Source organism: Pseudoalteromonas sp. SS15 (assembly GCF_049257195.1).
In the GTDB taxonomy this organism is placed as follows: Bacteria; Pseudomonadota; Gammaproteobacteria; order Enterobacterales; family Alteromonadaceae; genus Pseudoalteromonas.
In genome coordinates, this window is the sequence record NZ_JBMMUD010000003.1 from 258,247 (window position 1) to 273,146 (window position 14,900).

Sequence of the window (14,900 nt, forward strand, 5' to 3'; positions counted from 1 at the left end):
AAACGAGGAAACTCGCAATTTCATCAATATTAACTTTAGCCGTTAAGTTTACGCGATAATTAGCGAACTGGCGAGTTAGATACGCCTCAGACGGCGTAAATAACGAGTAGGAGACTTGTAAAAATCGGGGGCTGAAATAGCTTCAGCCTCCTCATTAATTAAGTGCTTGCTGCGATTGAGTTTTGCTTGGCGCAGATGCAAGTTTAGTTTCAAGGCGCTCAAGTTGCTCAACGAGGGCACTTTGCGTCATTTCAAGCTGTGCGATGCTGCCGCCAATTTCTAACTGTTTTGAATCTCTGGTTTGTGCTTGAGATTTTAGTTTATCTATATCTGAACTCAATGCAGTTAACTGACTTTTGATTGATTGCGCATCATCTAATTGCTCTTGTAAAAGAGAGAGCTTTAACGTCATATCAGCTTGGTTATCTGACAATGACTTAATACTAGAGGCTGTATTAGATTGTGTTTTATTTTGTTGTGATTGTGAATTCTCTAGTGCTGCTGTTTGCTCGCGCAGTTTTTTAATTTCTGACTGATTGCGTCGCCAAGCTGATGCCCATAGCTTATCCATTTGTGTCCAAAGCTCATCGGTACGCTCGGTAATGGCATTCAGCTTTGCTTTGATGGCGCCTGCAGATTCACCCATTTCTTCACCTGTAGCAGACAAAGCTCGCTCAAGTTCGAGAATTCGTTGCTCAGAGGCAAACAGTTTCGCCTGAGTTTTTAAGTTTTGCTGGTGAAGTGTATAACCGCCAATTGAAAAGCCAATGATTGAAACGATACAAAGCCATAATGCAGTATTACTTGATTTAGCGGGTTGTTGATTAACCGTCTCGCTTTTGTCAAATGCAGGCGCTTTGTGATTCGATGGTGCTTGAGACTGCTTAAAGTCTTTAACCTGGTCTAAATCGGGCATAATACTAGGCAGCTCAGGTTCAATTCTTTTACTCAAAACATTTACCTTTGGTTTGGGGTTAAACAGAATCAAGAAGCTTACTGTAAAATCTGTTTAGATGGAATTAAAAGGGGCTAATACCAATCCTCAAAATAGATCACTTAATTAGCGTGATTGGTATAAATTAGGGTGAACTGAGGCAGTCAAAAAGCTAGATTAGTATTTATACGGTGGTTAACTTGAATATGGCTCAATAGAAGAGAGCTGGTTTCAAATTAAATCCTGCAACTAGTTTAAAGAGAAGTTGAACTCGATCATAAATTCTTTGGCTTTGTGGCCTATTGCATTTGTATCGAAGATCCAGAGGTTTACCGCTTTAAGCACATCATCATCAAGCGTTTTATGGCCAGAAGACTTCGTCATAGTAATAAGGTCGATCAGACCGTGCTTGTTGACTAATAACTTGATAACTACTTTCCCTTCAAGTTCATTCTTTCTGGCTTTATAACTATAGCTTGGAGGCGCGCCTACAGTTAAATTTTGGTAAACTAACTCGGTTGAAAGAGCACCAGAGATTAAAATAGATTCAGGTGTAGGTAATGAGCTCTTGCTGAGCTGGGCAGGTTGATTTGTTTCTGCTTTGCCATGGCCTTTTGAGGCCTTGAACTTGTCTATACTTTCTGTTTCTGACTCTTGCTCTCCGGTGCTGTTTTTATTGCCTATACTCACTTTTAATACATTGTCTTTCTGAGTAAGTAAATTGATATTTGATTTATAATTATTTGCGGAGGTTAATTGCGATAAACTGAAATCAGAGGCTTGTGCAGGTCGAGAAAAAAGAGAATTAAGTGTGTTTTTGAAACTGAAATTGTGTCGTTCATTTGAAGAAGACATCCATGGCGAAACAAACATGATGGTTACGACCATGACTATTGTTACCGCCATGATTAAGCGGTGTGAATCATTATTTAGATCCAGACGTTTCAATATTAACATTGAAAATCTCATTGCTTTTTAAAGTATCGAGTACTTTTACGAAGTATTCATATTGGCTTTTGTTATCAGCGGCAATGTAAATGACAATGTCATCTTTGTGGGTTGACTTTAATTCGACAACCTTTTTACTCAACTGTGCCCACTCTACAGCTTGCTTATCAAAAAATAGGTTATTATCACTATCAATACTTATTGATTTGAATACTTGCGTGTTAGATTGTGAGTTGTCAGCACTAGGTAAATCTACTTTCATACCTTCATGTCTCACCATAAACAACATTAAGTAAAAGAATACCGCGAGCACTAAGAAAATCACATCCATAAGCGGTAGTAAGTTTACAGGTCTATTTGGCTTTGAGTATTTAGACAGTTCCATCTAGCTTTACTTTCATATTGGTGAGAAACATATCTTCTTCAACTAAGTTTTTCTCGGAAATACTTTGGAAGTAACTATATGTAAAAAGAGAGAAAAGGCTGACAATTAACCCAAAGGCTGTTGTAATAAAGGCTTCTGCCATGCCTACCATGGCTGTCGCTGGCTCTAAATCTGTAAATGAGCCCGCCAGATTAAAAGAGCTGATGATCCCCCAGATGGTGCCTAAGATCCCAAACAGCGGGGCTACACTAGTGATAACGTCGAGAGAACGCATGAAGCGGTTATTCTTCATGAATGTTGACTTTAAATGATTCTCAATCTCTTCATTGTAGAGGATTTTCTTTTTCTGCGATTGTTCTGCAAGTATGATAGCTCTGTCTTTTATACCGTTTGCGGCTGTTTTAATGTGGAGTGAATTCAATAAAGTTGTTCTGTAAGTTAAATTTTTATCAGTATTAACTTTTATCCAGTAAATACTTCGTTCAACTAAGATGATTAATGAAACAACAAGCAGCGTTAAGAGAGGCCACATAAAAATACCTCCCTTTATAAATAATGTTTCCATACATACTCTTTATGACTTTGTAATCGGTACTAAAAATAACCTATCTCATATGTTAATTAATTTCAATGCCACTAATGATATTACCTTTGGGTAAAGTAGCTTTCTGATATAGTTAGTATTTATCATAGAAAGTCACTGTAGGTTTTATTTAAAAATGATCTTCGAGTTTCTAAAATAGAGTTTTTATGCATTCAATCGCTCATAAGCTAACCCCCGGTATCGCTCAGCTAGGTCAACCAGTGTTGAAACAAAAAGCGCAAATTGTAGAAGATATTCTCGGCGACGAATGTCAAAACTTGATAAAAGACATGATGTCTACGGTGGAAGAGGCTGGTGGAGTCGGGATAGCTGCGCCACAAATTTATCACAGCTTGCGTATTTTTATTATGTGTTCAAAGCCTAATGCACGATACCCCGACGCACCTCTAATGGCCCCTACTGCCATCATCAACCCCGAGATAATCGCTGCCAGTGAAGAAACAGAAAAAGGCTGGGAAGGTTGTTTGAGTGTACCGAGTATGCGAGGCTTAGTGCCTAGGCATCAAACTGTGACAGTAAAATATCACGATGCGCAAGGGCTACAGCATGAAACCGCCTTTACGGGCTTTATTGCACGTATCTTTCAACATGAAATCGATCACTTAGATGGTCTAACGTTTATCGATAGGCTTGAGTCGATGGAAGATTTAGTGAGTGAAAGCTATTGGTATGAGCATTATATGTCTCAGGGGTAAGAATGGGATTTAATCAGGCTCACTGAAAAGTGAGCCTGATTAGTTTTTGCGATTAAGTATTTTGAGTCAAAATAGAGGCTTTTACTTTGATTCTTCTGTGCCGTTAATCTTCTGGACCTAATAGTGTAAAGGTTAAGTGTTTGCGCATATCTTTTAAGATCACGCCTTTCTTTAGCATGGCTGCGCTTAAGCGTTTCTGCCATTTTAATAAATCTGGTTTTGCTGCTTCTAGCGATTGCTCATCTTCAAATTGAAAGCACAATAACAGCGAGCCTGGAAATAAATGGTATTCCACATCGAACCAGCATTGCAGCATGCCTGGAATTTCTTCACGACCTTGCGCTTCGATCATATCAGCGATTTGTAAAACTAAGGCTTGTTGCTTTTGTTGTACTTTTGAAAGCTTCTTCATAAATGAACCAAAAAGACAGAGAGTTAATACTGCACAGGAGTATACCTGAGCTTGAGTGGCTAAAACAGTGAGAGACAATGCGACAAGCATTACTATTTAAGCAATGTCATAACTCGAAAATATATCTCATTCCGATTCAATCTTTTCTCGAAGACAATAATTTATTACTGTGCTGCGTTGAGTAAAAGCTTTAAAAATTATCTTCTAATTTGAGTTTTCCTTCGTATAAGAAGTTTTCGTCTTAACCGATGAATTGATTCAGTCGGTTTTCAGGTCTGTAAGTTAGTAACAGTATTAATAGGTTAACACTATGTCTTTCATTGCTATGGTGAGTTTGGCTGTCTTTGCAGCAATACTCTTGGCGCTATTTAAAATACAACAAAAAGAGGCACCACTCTCTCGGTTGGTATTAATCGGTTTATCTCTAGGTAGTGTGTTTGGTTTAGCACTGCAATTTTTCTTAGGTGAAGGGCACGTTGCGATTCAAGAAACCTTAGCTTGGACCAATGTGGTCGGCAGTGGCTATGTCGGTTTGCTTAAAATGATCATCATGCCACTGGTGTTGGTGTCGATGATAGCCGCGGTGGTGAAGCTAGATAAGTCAGGGGCTCTTGGCAAAATCAGTGGTATCTCCATTTCAATTCTTTTAATCACCACTATGATTGCTGCATTGATTGGTATCACTATTACACAGCTTTTTGGTCTCACCGCAGAGGGGCTGACAGAAGGCGCACGCGAAACCACTCGACTTGCTGACTTAGAAACGCGAATGGAAAAAGTCAGTGATTTATCAATTCCCGAAATGCTGGTGAGCTTTATTCCAACGAATATTTTCCAAGATCTCGCATGGGACCGCTCTACGTCGATTATCGCCGTAGTGATCTTTGGCATTTTAACGGGCATTGCAGCACGCAAAGTGATGCAAGAGCGTGAAGAGTTAGAAGCACCTATTCGTACTTTTGTTGAAACATTACAAGCCGTGGTTATGCGACTGGTAAAAATGGTGATTTCACTGACCCCTTATGGTGTAGCGGCTTTGATGGCGAAAGTGGTTGCGACTTCTAGCCTTACTGACATTCTGAATTTACTTGGGTTTATCGTTGCGTCTTATGTCGCTATTTTATTAATGTTTGTGGTGCATGGCCTGCTGGTGGGCATGTTTGGTGTAAACCCAAAACAATATTTTCAAAAGATTTGGCCTGTATTGACCTTTGCTTTCACCTCGCGAAGCAGTGCCGCAACGATACCGCTTAATGTTGAAACGCAAATCAACAAATTAAATGTGCCACCTGCCATAGCAAATTTATCAGCGTCATTTGGCGCAACCATTGGTCAAAATGGTTGTGCGGGTATTTACCCTGCGATGTTAGCGGTTATGGTTGCACCGACCGTAGGGGTTGACCCAATGAGCTTCTCTTTTATTGTGTCATTGGTTGCGATGATAACTATTAGCTCGTTTGGTATTGCTGGCGTTGGCGGTGGTGCAACTTTCGCAGCCTTGATTGTATTGCCAGCAATGGGGTTACCTGTGACGATAGCGGCCTTACTTATTTCTATTGAGCCACTGATTGATATGGCGCGTACCGCGTTGAATGTATCAGGTTCAATGACAGCGGGTACCATCACCCATCGTATTTTGGGTGATGCAGCTAATGCAGAAGTCGCATCGGATGACGTATCTTCGGCACACTCTAACGAGCAGTTTTCAAAAGCGTCCTAGTCTCACTCGAGAGTGCTCAGAGTTGGGAGTGCGATGCTTTCAACTCTGATTGCTCAACACCTGAATATTCTGAAAAGCATTTATTATTTTTTAGCTGCGCTTACTTTTGAAAGAAATGAAGCGAACGCAATGCCACAAGACACTGAAATTGCAGTAGAGATTGAGTATGGATGTTCAGTAAAAGCTGAAATCAAAAAGTAGCATAAATTGAAAGCTGCCAATCCTATCAGAAGTTTTACGTAAATATTTGAAGACATTGATTATGCTTATTAAAAAAAGGTTAATTGGTTGTACCTAAATTAGCTGCTTTATACAAGCCATCCATAGTAAAACTTAGCACTATGAATGGCTTAATAAACAGGCCAATTAGCCTTAACTTTGGTTATTTAGTTATAGCTGGCAAGCGTTATTCGCTAACTGCCAAACTCCCCATTGACCTGTTGTGCCAGGCTCTTCGCCTTTCGTCCACCAACCTGCTTTATAAATATCGCCTTTGTGGCTTACGAGTTGATTGGCTAAGTACACGGTATTGCGATCCCATGGCTGTGCGCATGAGGCATCAGACACGGTAATTGTGCGAACGACCGTCGTAGTTTGCTGCGCACTATCAGACACACTATAAGTCAGTTGATATTGCCCTGCTGTATTTGTATCAACGCTGCCTGTAACCGTGATATTCGCTGTTAAATCACCGTCTTCTTCATCAACTGCCGTAACACCTGCAAGCGCATTAAAGCTTGAGCCGACCGCTATCTGCACATCGCTTACACCACTAAACGCAGGTTTGTTGCTATACACTTCTACTGTTCTGGTCGCCTTGGTTTCGTTACCTGCTGAATCACTGACGCTATATACCAATACGTATTGGCCTGTTGTTGAAGTATCGACATTGCCTGAAACGATAATGTTATTGGTTAAGTTACCATCTTCTTTGTCGGTAGCACTGACACCTGCGAGTACATCGAACACATCACCTTGGCGAACACGCGCATTACTCACACCGCTGAATACTGGCGCATTCTTTGGTGGATCGATTACTTGACCATGAATAAATGGGCCATAGCTTTTAATAAAGCTTTGGTTGTAGGCTGTACCAGCTGCGTTGGTACCCATATCCCAGTTTACCGACCAAGTCATCACCCCTTTAAGTGGCTGGCCTTGCTGTTTTAACTGATTAAACGCGTTGTACAGGTTATTTGGGTTTTGAATATAGCCCGATGCCGCAGCATCGTTGTTGGTTGGAATACCAAAAACCAGTTTATCGTGCGGGATTTGATGGAAGCCACGAGTCCCGTTCGCAAGAGAGTCAGACATATAATAAATAAACTCTTGCTTGAGCGATTCGTTGGTTTGCGCTATCCAACCCACACCATCAACATACACGCCGTCACCACCTTGGTTGTAAAACTGTGGGTTGATCCAATCGTAATAACCATTTAATGCAGTGATGTAAGGAATGTACTTACCCGCTTGTGTTAAATAGGGGAATTCGGGTGCCATAGTCACCAAAAAGTTTTTGCCTTGCGCAGCATAGTGGTCTTTTACAAGGCGCAGTGCCGCAGGGATCACGGTTTGGTTATCGTCAGCAGTAACTGCTGTTTGTTCAAGGTCGATGTCTAAACCATCAAAGCCAAACTTATCAGTTAAGCGGATAATTTCATCTGCGAATGCTTGTTCGTCACCGGTTTTTAGGCCAATTAATGCATCAGCGCCACCTAGCGCAAGTAATACACTGCGACCTTGGCTATTCAATTTCGCAATTTGAGCAATAAAGTCTTGCTCGGATAGCCCAATTTTTGGGTCGAGTTTAAAAGTCGGAATACGCCCCTCAGCAAGGTCATACACCTTCATAAATGAGACGTTGACGACGTTATACTGGCTGTTTACTTGCTCTAGCGTCAAACAAGGTGCATTACCGCCTTTGTATCCTGCGCCATCACACCAGTTATGCCAATAACCGACAACGACACCACTTGGTTGGTTAACCATAAGGTCACCAGAGCTCGCTAAGGCACTGCCTGAAGCGAGTGATGAAAGGCCCATTGCAACTGCTGCAACTAGGGTATTTGATGTTTTCAACATGTTATTAATTCCTTTTGTTGTTTTAATGCCATGCAATAATTTGCAGACGAGTTAACTGCCTAAATTCGGAGTAAAAACGACAAACCAGACTTTAGGCTTGATTAAGACAAGGTAGAGTACGACCATCAATCCTTGATATACCTTGTGTAAAATAATTGTAAATAACCTACCGTCATCTATATGAGTTTGGAAAATGAATTTTTCTAATAAAGGTACTTTTTGATATCAGGAGAATGGGTTAGGAAGGGGCGGGAGAAATAAAAGAATCGTGCTACTGCACGATTCTAAATTTTCATTAATTTAAATTTAATCATCATAATTAATATGAGATATTGAGTTGCTATGCCTTAATCTTTCCAGCATTGCGTGATTTGCGCACTTTGACAAAGCGCAGGGTGAGTCGGGCACATTTGCCAAGAATATGGATCTGGCGTGAAGTAACCCGCAGCAATTTTTGCTGTTTGGTCATTACTCAAAGATTTTTGTGAAAGTTGTTTAAGTGACTGCTTTTTGATTTGTAGTTTCATAATGTTTCCTTGTAAATAAAACGTTAAAAAAATTATCGGTAAAAAGCGTACTTTGGCAAATGAAAAAAATACAACTTAACAATATCCTGACTATAACTTTTGAGGCGTTATCACTTTATTGGCATCAAGCAGTGCATTACTTGTGTTAGCTAAGCCACTATGACGTGCACCCCCTATCAGCCATGGTGTGCCATTAAGCGTTACCGAGCCTAAACCATGAAGGGCCGCTGGCCACTTTGATATGCTGTGCCAAGCATCTGTTTTTAAATCATATTTTAGAATATTTTGATAAACGCCGCTGTGATGTTCACCACCAAACACGTAAATACTCTCATTGATGATTGTTGCTGCATGTCCGGCTCTTGGTTCAGGTAAATGCGCTAAGGGTTGCCAAGTATCAAGCTTGGCGTTGTAAAGTAAAACTTCTGACAAATTACTTCCCCCCATTTGTCGGCCACCTATAACTATCCAGCCATGCTTGCTTGTTACCGTCGCTGCGCTATTGCGAGGGGTTGGCAGCGGTTTTGCGTGTGTAAACGTATAGTCTGTAGGATTAAACACAAAATGAGCAGCGGTATCCGTACTGTGTTGCCATTGTCCATTTTGGTTTTTTTGTGGGCTTCTTCCGCCTGCCAAATGAATTTTACCCTTGATAACAGTTCCAACCGTTTCACTCAAAGGGATAGGGAGCTCGGCAACTTTGATCCATGTATTTTTTGTTTCATCGAGTAATAACACATCAGCTGTATTCAGCCATTGCCCTTGTGCTGAGTTTATAAAGCCGCCAAAAGCAAAGAGCTTTCCTGCTGCTGCCTGAAGATAAGTATGATGTCGACCTTCAGGTAAGCTAGGGGCTTGTTGCCATTGCTTTTCTTCGGTTGACCAAAAATGTACTTTGGCGGTCATATTGCCTTGCTCTGCAGGCAGGGTTGAAGAAATGCCGCCAGCAACCCAAATCTTATTCTTATAAACTGCTGGATATATTTCTTGTACAGCTTCGGGTAAAGCGGGTGGAACTTCGTGTGCGAACAAATCATTAGCTAAAGTCGCAGATAAGAGCAGACATAGTGCGGTAAATGGCGAGCGCATAATTTTCCTTAAAAACTTAAATATCAGATGTTTAGCATACAGAAATTAATCTTTTTAGGTACAGGTGAAGGTTGGTATGAGTTATATACTTAGAGAGGCGATTGCTAAGTTGCTGAATTTAAAAGGAGATAGGCGAACTACGACGTGGGTGAATAAAATTCATACACGTCATAGATGAAAGCTTAATCTTAAGAGAAGTTAGTTATCGGGAAACATCTCTTCTAGCGATAACCCAGACAGCTTTTTGATTGAGTTAAGCAAATAATAGAGTGCAACAAAAAATAAAATCATGCTTGGAATAGCTATCACTGGATAGCTGAGTGCTGTCATCCTACCAAGTTCATTGTTAAAAGCCTCAGTGCCAGTTGGGCTCACGACAATCACTTTGGCTAAGATGTAATTCATCGCTGAAGAAAATACAAACGAAGCCCCTAAAATATTCGATGCTGTAGTTTGTATTTTAGGTAGTTTTTCTAAGTTACCTTGTTCTGCGAGTGCTTTTTCTATGCGCGCCACGTCTAACGTATTTTGATTAAACAACATAGTTTTTAAAAGCGGGTACTTAGTGTGTTGACTGACAAAAATCGCAATTGCGATTAAGCCCGGTACCAGCGCTTCTTTAATAGCGATGTATTTCACATCGAGCTCTAGTAAGCTGATCCCGCCAGTCAATAAGACAGAAACGATACCTAAGATAGAAATAAAACTAAATTTACCGACTTTTTTTAATTCCCAAAGACCAAACCCTAGAGGAAAGGCAAGCGCTACCGCAACACCTAGGCTTGGCCCGAGGTGTTCTTCACCTGAAAAGCGAGTCAGGATGATAACGGGCACTATGATATTGAATAAAAGTTGACTGAAAAATCCACTTGGTTTGTTTTCTTGCTGCGTCACAGAAACCTCATATTAGTAACTAAAGCACTGCAGCAGTGTACGTTAAAGTCATCGACTTCACCAAGCAGATAAAACGCGTTTTTTAGTGTTTCATCTCGAAACATTTCGTTACGCGAATTACTTGTTGTGACTTATAATTTTGTACCTGTAATGAGGTAAACTCATGGAAACTACCAAGGATGAAAACATGATTAAACATACTCGATATCATTATATTGATAATCTTCGCACCATTGCATTGTTACTCGGCATTGTATTTCATGCGGCACTTGCATACGGTGCATCATTTCAAAATATCTGGCTCACGTCTGATGTGACTAACCATATAGTATTTGATTTTATAGCGAAGTGGACACACTTATTCAGAATGCCCTTATTCTTTGTTATTGCAGGTTTTTGTGGGGCTTTATTGGTCAATTTAAGAGGAGAAAATAGCTACCTCTTCAATCGTTTTAAGCGGGTGTTTTTACCTTTTCTGGTATTTCTGCCCATAATTTTAGGTTCAACCCTCGCAATCTCATTTTGGGCTGCATCTTTTGTGCAATACCGCCCGCCCATTTTTGAATTGTTCGAGTTAGTTGAATCGCCGACTATCAGCACCATGCATTTATGGTTCTTATTTAATTTGTTTCAGTTCTGTTGTGTGTTTTGGTTGCTGTCTAAATGGCAAAGTGGTTTTCAAGCCATCATGGGTTTTATAAGCCGACCTATCTTTCTTATTGCGGTGTTACCTTTTGTTGTTGGAGTTTCTATGTCGCAGCAGATGATCCCATTTCCTCCACCAGATAAGCTTTTTCCTCAGTTATGGTCATATGGCTTTTATGGGGTATTGTTTTTGGTTGGCGCAAGCCTTTTTCATCACCATAGTGTGATCCGAAGGTATGAAAAAAAAATAGTTTATCTGTTACTTATTGCCGTTGTGAGCAGCTACTTTTATTTTGCCCATTTGCCAGCTCCGTTGGCGATAGTAGATGTGGTTACGGCTATAAACAATGGCGGGGTAGTGCATGTTGAAGTCGATGCGTTTTTAGTTGTGATGCAAACCTTAGCCATTCTTAGTTGGACTGCGGTGTGCTATTTATCAGGTTACAAATGGTTGAATAAGCCCAACAATTTAAGTCGTTACCTTTCAGATGCTTCTTACTGGGTTTACCTTATTCACCTTCCTATTTTGATGATTATTCAATTTGTTTTAATCAACACTTCATTTAATGTGTTTATAAAATTCAACGTATCTATATTAGTGACTTTTGTTTTGTCTATTTTGAGTTATCACCTTTTTGTAAGAAGTACATTTATAGGTACCTTTTTAAATGGTAAGAAGCGCAGCGTTAAAGGGTTTAATAAATTGGCTTAAATGCGCCAGCTTCATACGCTTTATCAACGATTCTGATTAATTCTGCATTAGACATATTAAGCTTATGCTTTTTACTAAAGCCAAAGAAGGTTTCTTTGGCTCTTGCTTTATCTAACGAGATAGGTGAAATCCATAATGTCGAGAGGTCTTGTTCTTTTGATAGAGAAGCAAACTTTTCGGGGCTGACCATAAGAATATCGATGCGGTCTTTGAGCAATAATGAAAAGCCCACTCTGGCATTTTGAATTGAGATCTTGTCTAGGGATGTGTCTTTATCGAAACGTGGGAAGTAGCTTTCACCTCTTGCGACGCCGATAATTTTTCCGTACAGATCTTCATATTTTGTAACTCTAATTTGTTTTTTTGAGATAACACGTAATTGGTCTGCTGTTTTGAAAGGCGCGAAAAACGCAAACTGCTTTCTAGGTGTTGTTGGACTTAAACCTGCAATGACATCTACTTCTCCACTTTCTAAGAAAGCGACACAGCGGGCAAAATTAGGCGACTTTATAAATGTAATCTCTTTATTTAGCACTGTGGCAAGTACCCTCAGAGCATCAATATGCACACCAGAAGGCGAAGGCTCGAGCACCTGATAGGGAGGGTGGTCGTCAATACACGCTTTTATTGGCTGTGTCTGTGCTTGGGTAAAATGTGTTGTTATTAGTAAAAGTATCAAACATGCTTTCACTAAGTGCATTTGATTTGGCCTTTAATAATAAGGAGAAGTAAATTTAAAAGCATGCTTGTACATAATTTAACAGTTTACGTGCAAGCCATATGACATACTTTATGTGAATTACTTTCAGTTTAACTCAATTATCAATTTTAAGGAAAGAATGAAAAATGAGCCGCTTGACGACCTTTGTTATCTTATTTATGTTAGCCCTCAGCGGATGCAGTGCAGATCCTGAAGTAAATTGCTTTTTAATTACAGGTTCACAGCATTGTGCTGAAAGTAACAAAGCATTGAATAAACAGAATAAAGCACTCAAACAACGTTGTTTGAAAGCGCAATTTGACCACAAATTAGCAATAGAAGAGCAGGATAAAAGTGCACTTAAAACGCATCAAAAATCAGTTGATAAGTATTGCTTTGAAACGAAGAAAAATGAAAAAGGCTTTTAGGTCTTATTTAGAGTAACCACATACCTTGTGATTACTCTATATTGTTCTGACTTAACTTTTTTATCGTCGACCAATACTCAAGCTGCCAACCCCACCCATAAATTCACAGGTGCTTAAATCAATTTTCGCTTCGTCATAGCTATCCCAAATGTATCTTGAGATCAGTCTATTTGTATTTGCATCATGACATAGCACTTCGTAGAAGGTTTGACCTTGTGCTTGTTGTGTTGAAGCCGCAACAGCCTGTTGAGCCGAAGCTGTGGTAATAATAAATGTCGCAGCAGCGATAATTAATGTCTTACATTTCATAATTAATTTCCTTTTATTAAACATAGCTGAACCTGAATTTGGTACAGCAGAAATTAATTTATCTTTAAACAAAAAAATATCAAGCGGCACGGAGCGATTTCAGGTGACGGTGCTTTGTAAGGCTCGGCGGTACTGGGATGCTAGTCGATGCTTAATTTGTAACTTGATGTGAAGTTCTATTGACGACTATAGAGTCTTTACTTAATTTGATTAAACCCACTAAGGGTAAAACTTTTAAGGAAAAACATGAAATTAAAATTACAAAAGAAGCCACTAAAATCATTATCAAAAGATTCAGCTTTACACCTGCAAGCAACTCCTCAAGTTGTCGGTGGTGTGAAAATCACTGAATGGTGTAGTCGTGATAAAAAATGCTTAGTAACAGAAACCTGCTATGTGACTGACCAAAAAGACTGTACGGTGATGTAAACGGTATTTCATTCAAACAGAGCCTGCAGCTAACAGGCTCTTATCCATACTCAAAACACCTGCTAATTTATACTTATGCAAACACCTGATATCCTATGCTCATTCAGTATTTAGAGCATGAAAACATGATTAAAGAAAACGACATCATTGAAACACTTGAAGAGCTTGAAGCTTTTTTATTATTGGTTGAAAACGGTGGTTTAGGACTAACCAATGTTGAAGGGGTTGCTTTAGCAACCAATAACAGTAATGGTCGCCCATTTGTTGCGGTATTAGATGATAAACATCAGCTTTTACTTGGTCGCTGGGTATCACAAGACGTTTACGAAAACGGCAAAGACATGGTGCGCTATGGGGTTAAAAAACGCCACTAATTAACACCCTGCCACCAGCTAATGAGAAGTGATTTTGTTTGCCCATAATGAGTCTTACAAAGTGGCTTCTCACATTAACGCGACTTATTATTGCCGCAACCCGCAACCCGCAACCCGCAACCCGCAACCCGCAACCCGCTAACTATATAAAAGTGCTCGTTAATTTTTATAGGTCATTTGCCCAATAGGCCAGTCTAAGACATTTGCTCCATGTAATTTTAGATTTTGATGTTTATCTTCAATATCGATTTTTACTGTTGGAGCGACCACGATGATCCGCGTTTATGATTTACCCACAAGAGTGTTTCACTGGCTTTTTGCCTTTGGCTTTTTAACTGCTTTTACCCTTGCTAATACCATAGACGATGAGCAAGCCACTTTTTCGTATCACATGATCGCAGGATCAACCATGTGCATGGCGCTTATCTGGCGTGTTATTTGGGGTTTTGTAGGCACTAAACACGCCAAGTTTTCTGATTTTAATTTAAACCCATCCGCGTTAATGCATTACTTGAAAGGAGCACTGAGTGGCAGCAATTCGCACTCAGTGGGGCATAATCCTGCTTCGAGCTGGGCGGCAATCACTATGATGTTATTAGCGGCCTGTTTAGGTGTAACAGGCTTTTTGATGACCAATGGATCATTTAATGAGGTGATTGAAGAGGTGCACGAGTTATGCGCCAATGCGTTTATGCTGGTGGTGGTATTGCATTTATGTGGCATTGTGCTGCACACCATTAAATATCGGGATCCCATAGGTAAAAGTATGGTAAGCGGTGAAAAGTCGGTATCAGATGACACTAAACATGTGGCCACATTTACCATTTTGGGCGTGCTGTGCTTGGTGGCTACTTTGCTATTTACCACGACTTTGATAGCACAATTTGATCCACACACGCGTACAACTTCAATTTTTGGGGTAACTTGGCAGTTATCAGAGTTTGAAACTGACGAGCACAAAGCGCATGATGAGCACTATGAAAATGATGAGCATGAATAGAGTTGTGATACCA

The 14,900-nt window shown here is 40.0% G+C and carries 19 protein-coding genes; 8 read left to right on the plus strand and 11 right to left on the minus strand.

Going from position 1 to position 14,900, the window contains the following annotated elements; all coding sequences use genetic code 11:
* Positions 1-154 precede the first annotated feature (154 nt).
* From AAEU28_RS08180 to AAEU28_RS08195, 4 genes are all read right to left on the minus strand, one after another.
* Positions 155-952, minus strand: coding sequence for a hypothetical protein (locus AAEU28_RS08180; RefSeq protein WP_421963668.1), 798 nt, complete (start codon positions 950-952; stop codon positions 155-157).
* Between the two features lie 231 nt (positions 953-1,183).
* Positions 1,184-1,891, minus strand: coding sequence for an energy transducer TonB (locus AAEU28_RS08185; RefSeq protein ID WP_421963669.1), 708 nt, complete (start codon positions 1,889-1,891; stop codon positions 1,184-1,186).
* Positions 1,860-2,267: an ExbD/TolR family protein gene (locus tag AAEU28_RS08190; protein ID WP_421963670.1), complete on the minus strand. Its 408-nt coding sequence runs from the start codon at positions 2,265-2,267 to the stop codon at positions 1,860-1,862. Before AAEU28_RS08190 ends, AAEU28_RS08185 begins: the two co-directional genes overlap by 32 nt.
* Positions 2,254-2,832, minus strand: coding sequence for a MotA/TolQ/ExbB proton channel family protein (locus AAEU28_RS08195; protein ID WP_421963671.1), 579 nt, complete (start codon positions 2,830-2,832; stop codon positions 2,254-2,256). Before AAEU28_RS08195 ends, AAEU28_RS08190 begins: the two co-directional genes overlap by 14 nt.
* A gap of 185 nt (positions 2,833-3,017) precedes the next feature.
* Here AAEU28_RS08195 and def point away from each other — a divergent pair, with 185 nt between their 5' ends.
* Complete coding sequence (gene def, locus AAEU28_RS08200) at positions 3,018-3,566, plus strand: peptide deformylase (protein WP_421963672.1); 549 nt, start codon at positions 3,018-3,020, stop codon at positions 3,564-3,566.
* Positions 3,567-3,669: 103 nt separating this feature from the next.
* Here def and AAEU28_RS08205 read toward each other — a convergent pair whose 3' ends face one another.
* Entirely contained in the window at positions 3,670-3,978 is a 309-nt protein-coding gene (locus tag AAEU28_RS08205; protein WP_058028923.1) for a hypothetical protein, read from the minus strand.
* Between the two features lie 310 nt (positions 3,979-4,288).
* On the opposite strand from AAEU28_RS08205, the gene AAEU28_RS08210 reads away from it, so the two are divergent.
* Together AAEU28_RS08210 and AAEU28_RS08215 are read left to right on the plus strand one after the other, a co-directional pair.
* The gene (locus tag AAEU28_RS08210; protein WP_421963673.1) at positions 4,289-5,698 is read left to right on the plus strand and encodes an L-cystine transporter; all 1,410 of its coding nucleotides are present in this window, start codon (positions 4,289-4,291) and stop codon (positions 5,696-5,698) included.
* A gap of 33 nt (positions 5,699-5,731) precedes the next feature.
* Entirely contained in the window at positions 5,732-5,899 is a 168-nt protein-coding gene (locus tag AAEU28_RS08215) for a hypothetical protein (RefSeq protein ID WP_421963674.1), read from the plus strand.
* Between the two features lie 189 nt (positions 5,900-6,088).
* Here AAEU28_RS08215 and AAEU28_RS08220 read toward each other — a convergent pair whose 3' ends face one another.
* The 4 genes from AAEU28_RS08220 to AAEU28_RS08235 form a co-directional block, all read right to left on the minus strand.
* On the minus strand, positions 6,089-7,780 hold the full coding sequence (locus tag AAEU28_RS08220; protein ID WP_421963675.1) for an immunoglobulin-like domain-containing protein: 1,692 nt from the start codon (positions 7,778-7,780) through the stop codon (positions 6,089-6,091).
* Between the two features lie 347 nt (positions 7,781-8,127).
* Positions 8,128-8,307 (minus strand): hypothetical protein, encoded by a 180-nt coding sequence (locus tag AAEU28_RS08225; RefSeq protein WP_138479997.1) that lies wholly within the window; start codon positions 8,305-8,307, stop codon positions 8,128-8,130.
* A gap of 90 nt (positions 8,308-8,397) precedes the next feature.
* Complete coding sequence (locus AAEU28_RS08230) at positions 8,398-9,396, minus strand: Kelch repeat-containing protein (RefSeq protein WP_421963676.1); 999 nt, start codon at positions 9,394-9,396, stop codon at positions 8,398-8,400.
* A 198-nt stretch (positions 9,397-9,594) separates the two neighbouring features.
* Complete coding sequence (locus AAEU28_RS08235; RefSeq protein ID WP_421963677.1) at positions 9,595-10,290, minus strand: VC0807 family protein; 696 nt, start codon at positions 10,288-10,290, stop codon at positions 9,595-9,597.
* A 163-nt stretch (positions 10,291-10,453) separates the two neighbouring features.
* Between AAEU28_RS08235 and AAEU28_RS08240 the strand changes: the two genes are divergently transcribed.
* Positions 10,454-11,647: an acyltransferase family protein gene (locus tag AAEU28_RS08240; RefSeq protein WP_421963678.1), complete on the plus strand. Its 1,194-nt coding sequence runs from the start codon at positions 10,454-10,456 to the stop codon at positions 11,645-11,647.
* Here the strand turns inward: AAEU28_RS08240 and AAEU28_RS08245 are convergent.
* Positions 11,631-12,347, minus strand: coding sequence for a substrate-binding periplasmic protein (locus AAEU28_RS08245; RefSeq protein ID WP_421963679.1), 717 nt, complete (start codon positions 12,345-12,347; stop codon positions 11,631-11,633). The genes AAEU28_RS08240 and AAEU28_RS08245 overlap by 17 nt on opposite strands.
* 146 nt (positions 12,348-12,493) lie before the next feature.
* On the opposite strand from AAEU28_RS08245, the gene AAEU28_RS08250 reads away from it, so the two are divergent.
* The gene (locus AAEU28_RS08250) at positions 12,494-12,775 is read left to right on the plus strand and encodes a hypothetical protein (protein ID WP_421963680.1); all 282 of its coding nucleotides are present in this window, start codon (positions 12,494-12,496) and stop codon (positions 12,773-12,775) included.
* Positions 12,776-12,835: 60 nt separating this feature from the next.
* Here AAEU28_RS08250 and AAEU28_RS08255 read toward each other — a convergent pair whose 3' ends face one another.
* Positions 12,836-13,084: a hypothetical protein gene (locus AAEU28_RS08255; RefSeq protein WP_421963681.1), complete on the minus strand. Its 249-nt coding sequence runs from the start codon at positions 13,082-13,084 to the stop codon at positions 12,836-12,838.
* A gap of 246 nt (positions 13,085-13,330) precedes the next feature.
* Between AAEU28_RS08255 and AAEU28_RS08260 the strand changes: the two genes are divergently transcribed.
* From AAEU28_RS08260 to AAEU28_RS08270, 3 genes are all read left to right on the plus strand, one after another.
* Positions 13,331-13,513 carry a hypothetical protein gene (locus tag AAEU28_RS08260; RefSeq protein ID WP_421963682.1) on the plus strand — a complete coding sequence of 61 codons (183 nt, stop codon included), beginning with the start codon at positions 13,331-13,333 and terminating at the stop codon, positions 13,511-13,513.
* A 125-nt stretch (positions 13,514-13,638) separates the two neighbouring features.
* Complete coding sequence (locus AAEU28_RS08265) at positions 13,639-13,887, plus strand: hypothetical protein (RefSeq protein ID WP_421963683.1); 249 nt, start codon at positions 13,639-13,641, stop codon at positions 13,885-13,887.
* Positions 13,888-14,158: 271 nt separating this feature from the next.
* Positions 14,159-14,887: a cytochrome b/b6 domain-containing protein gene (locus AAEU28_RS08270; protein WP_421963684.1), complete on the plus strand. Its 729-nt coding sequence runs from the start codon at positions 14,159-14,161 to the stop codon at positions 14,885-14,887.
* Positions 14,888-14,900 lie beyond the last annotated feature (13 nt).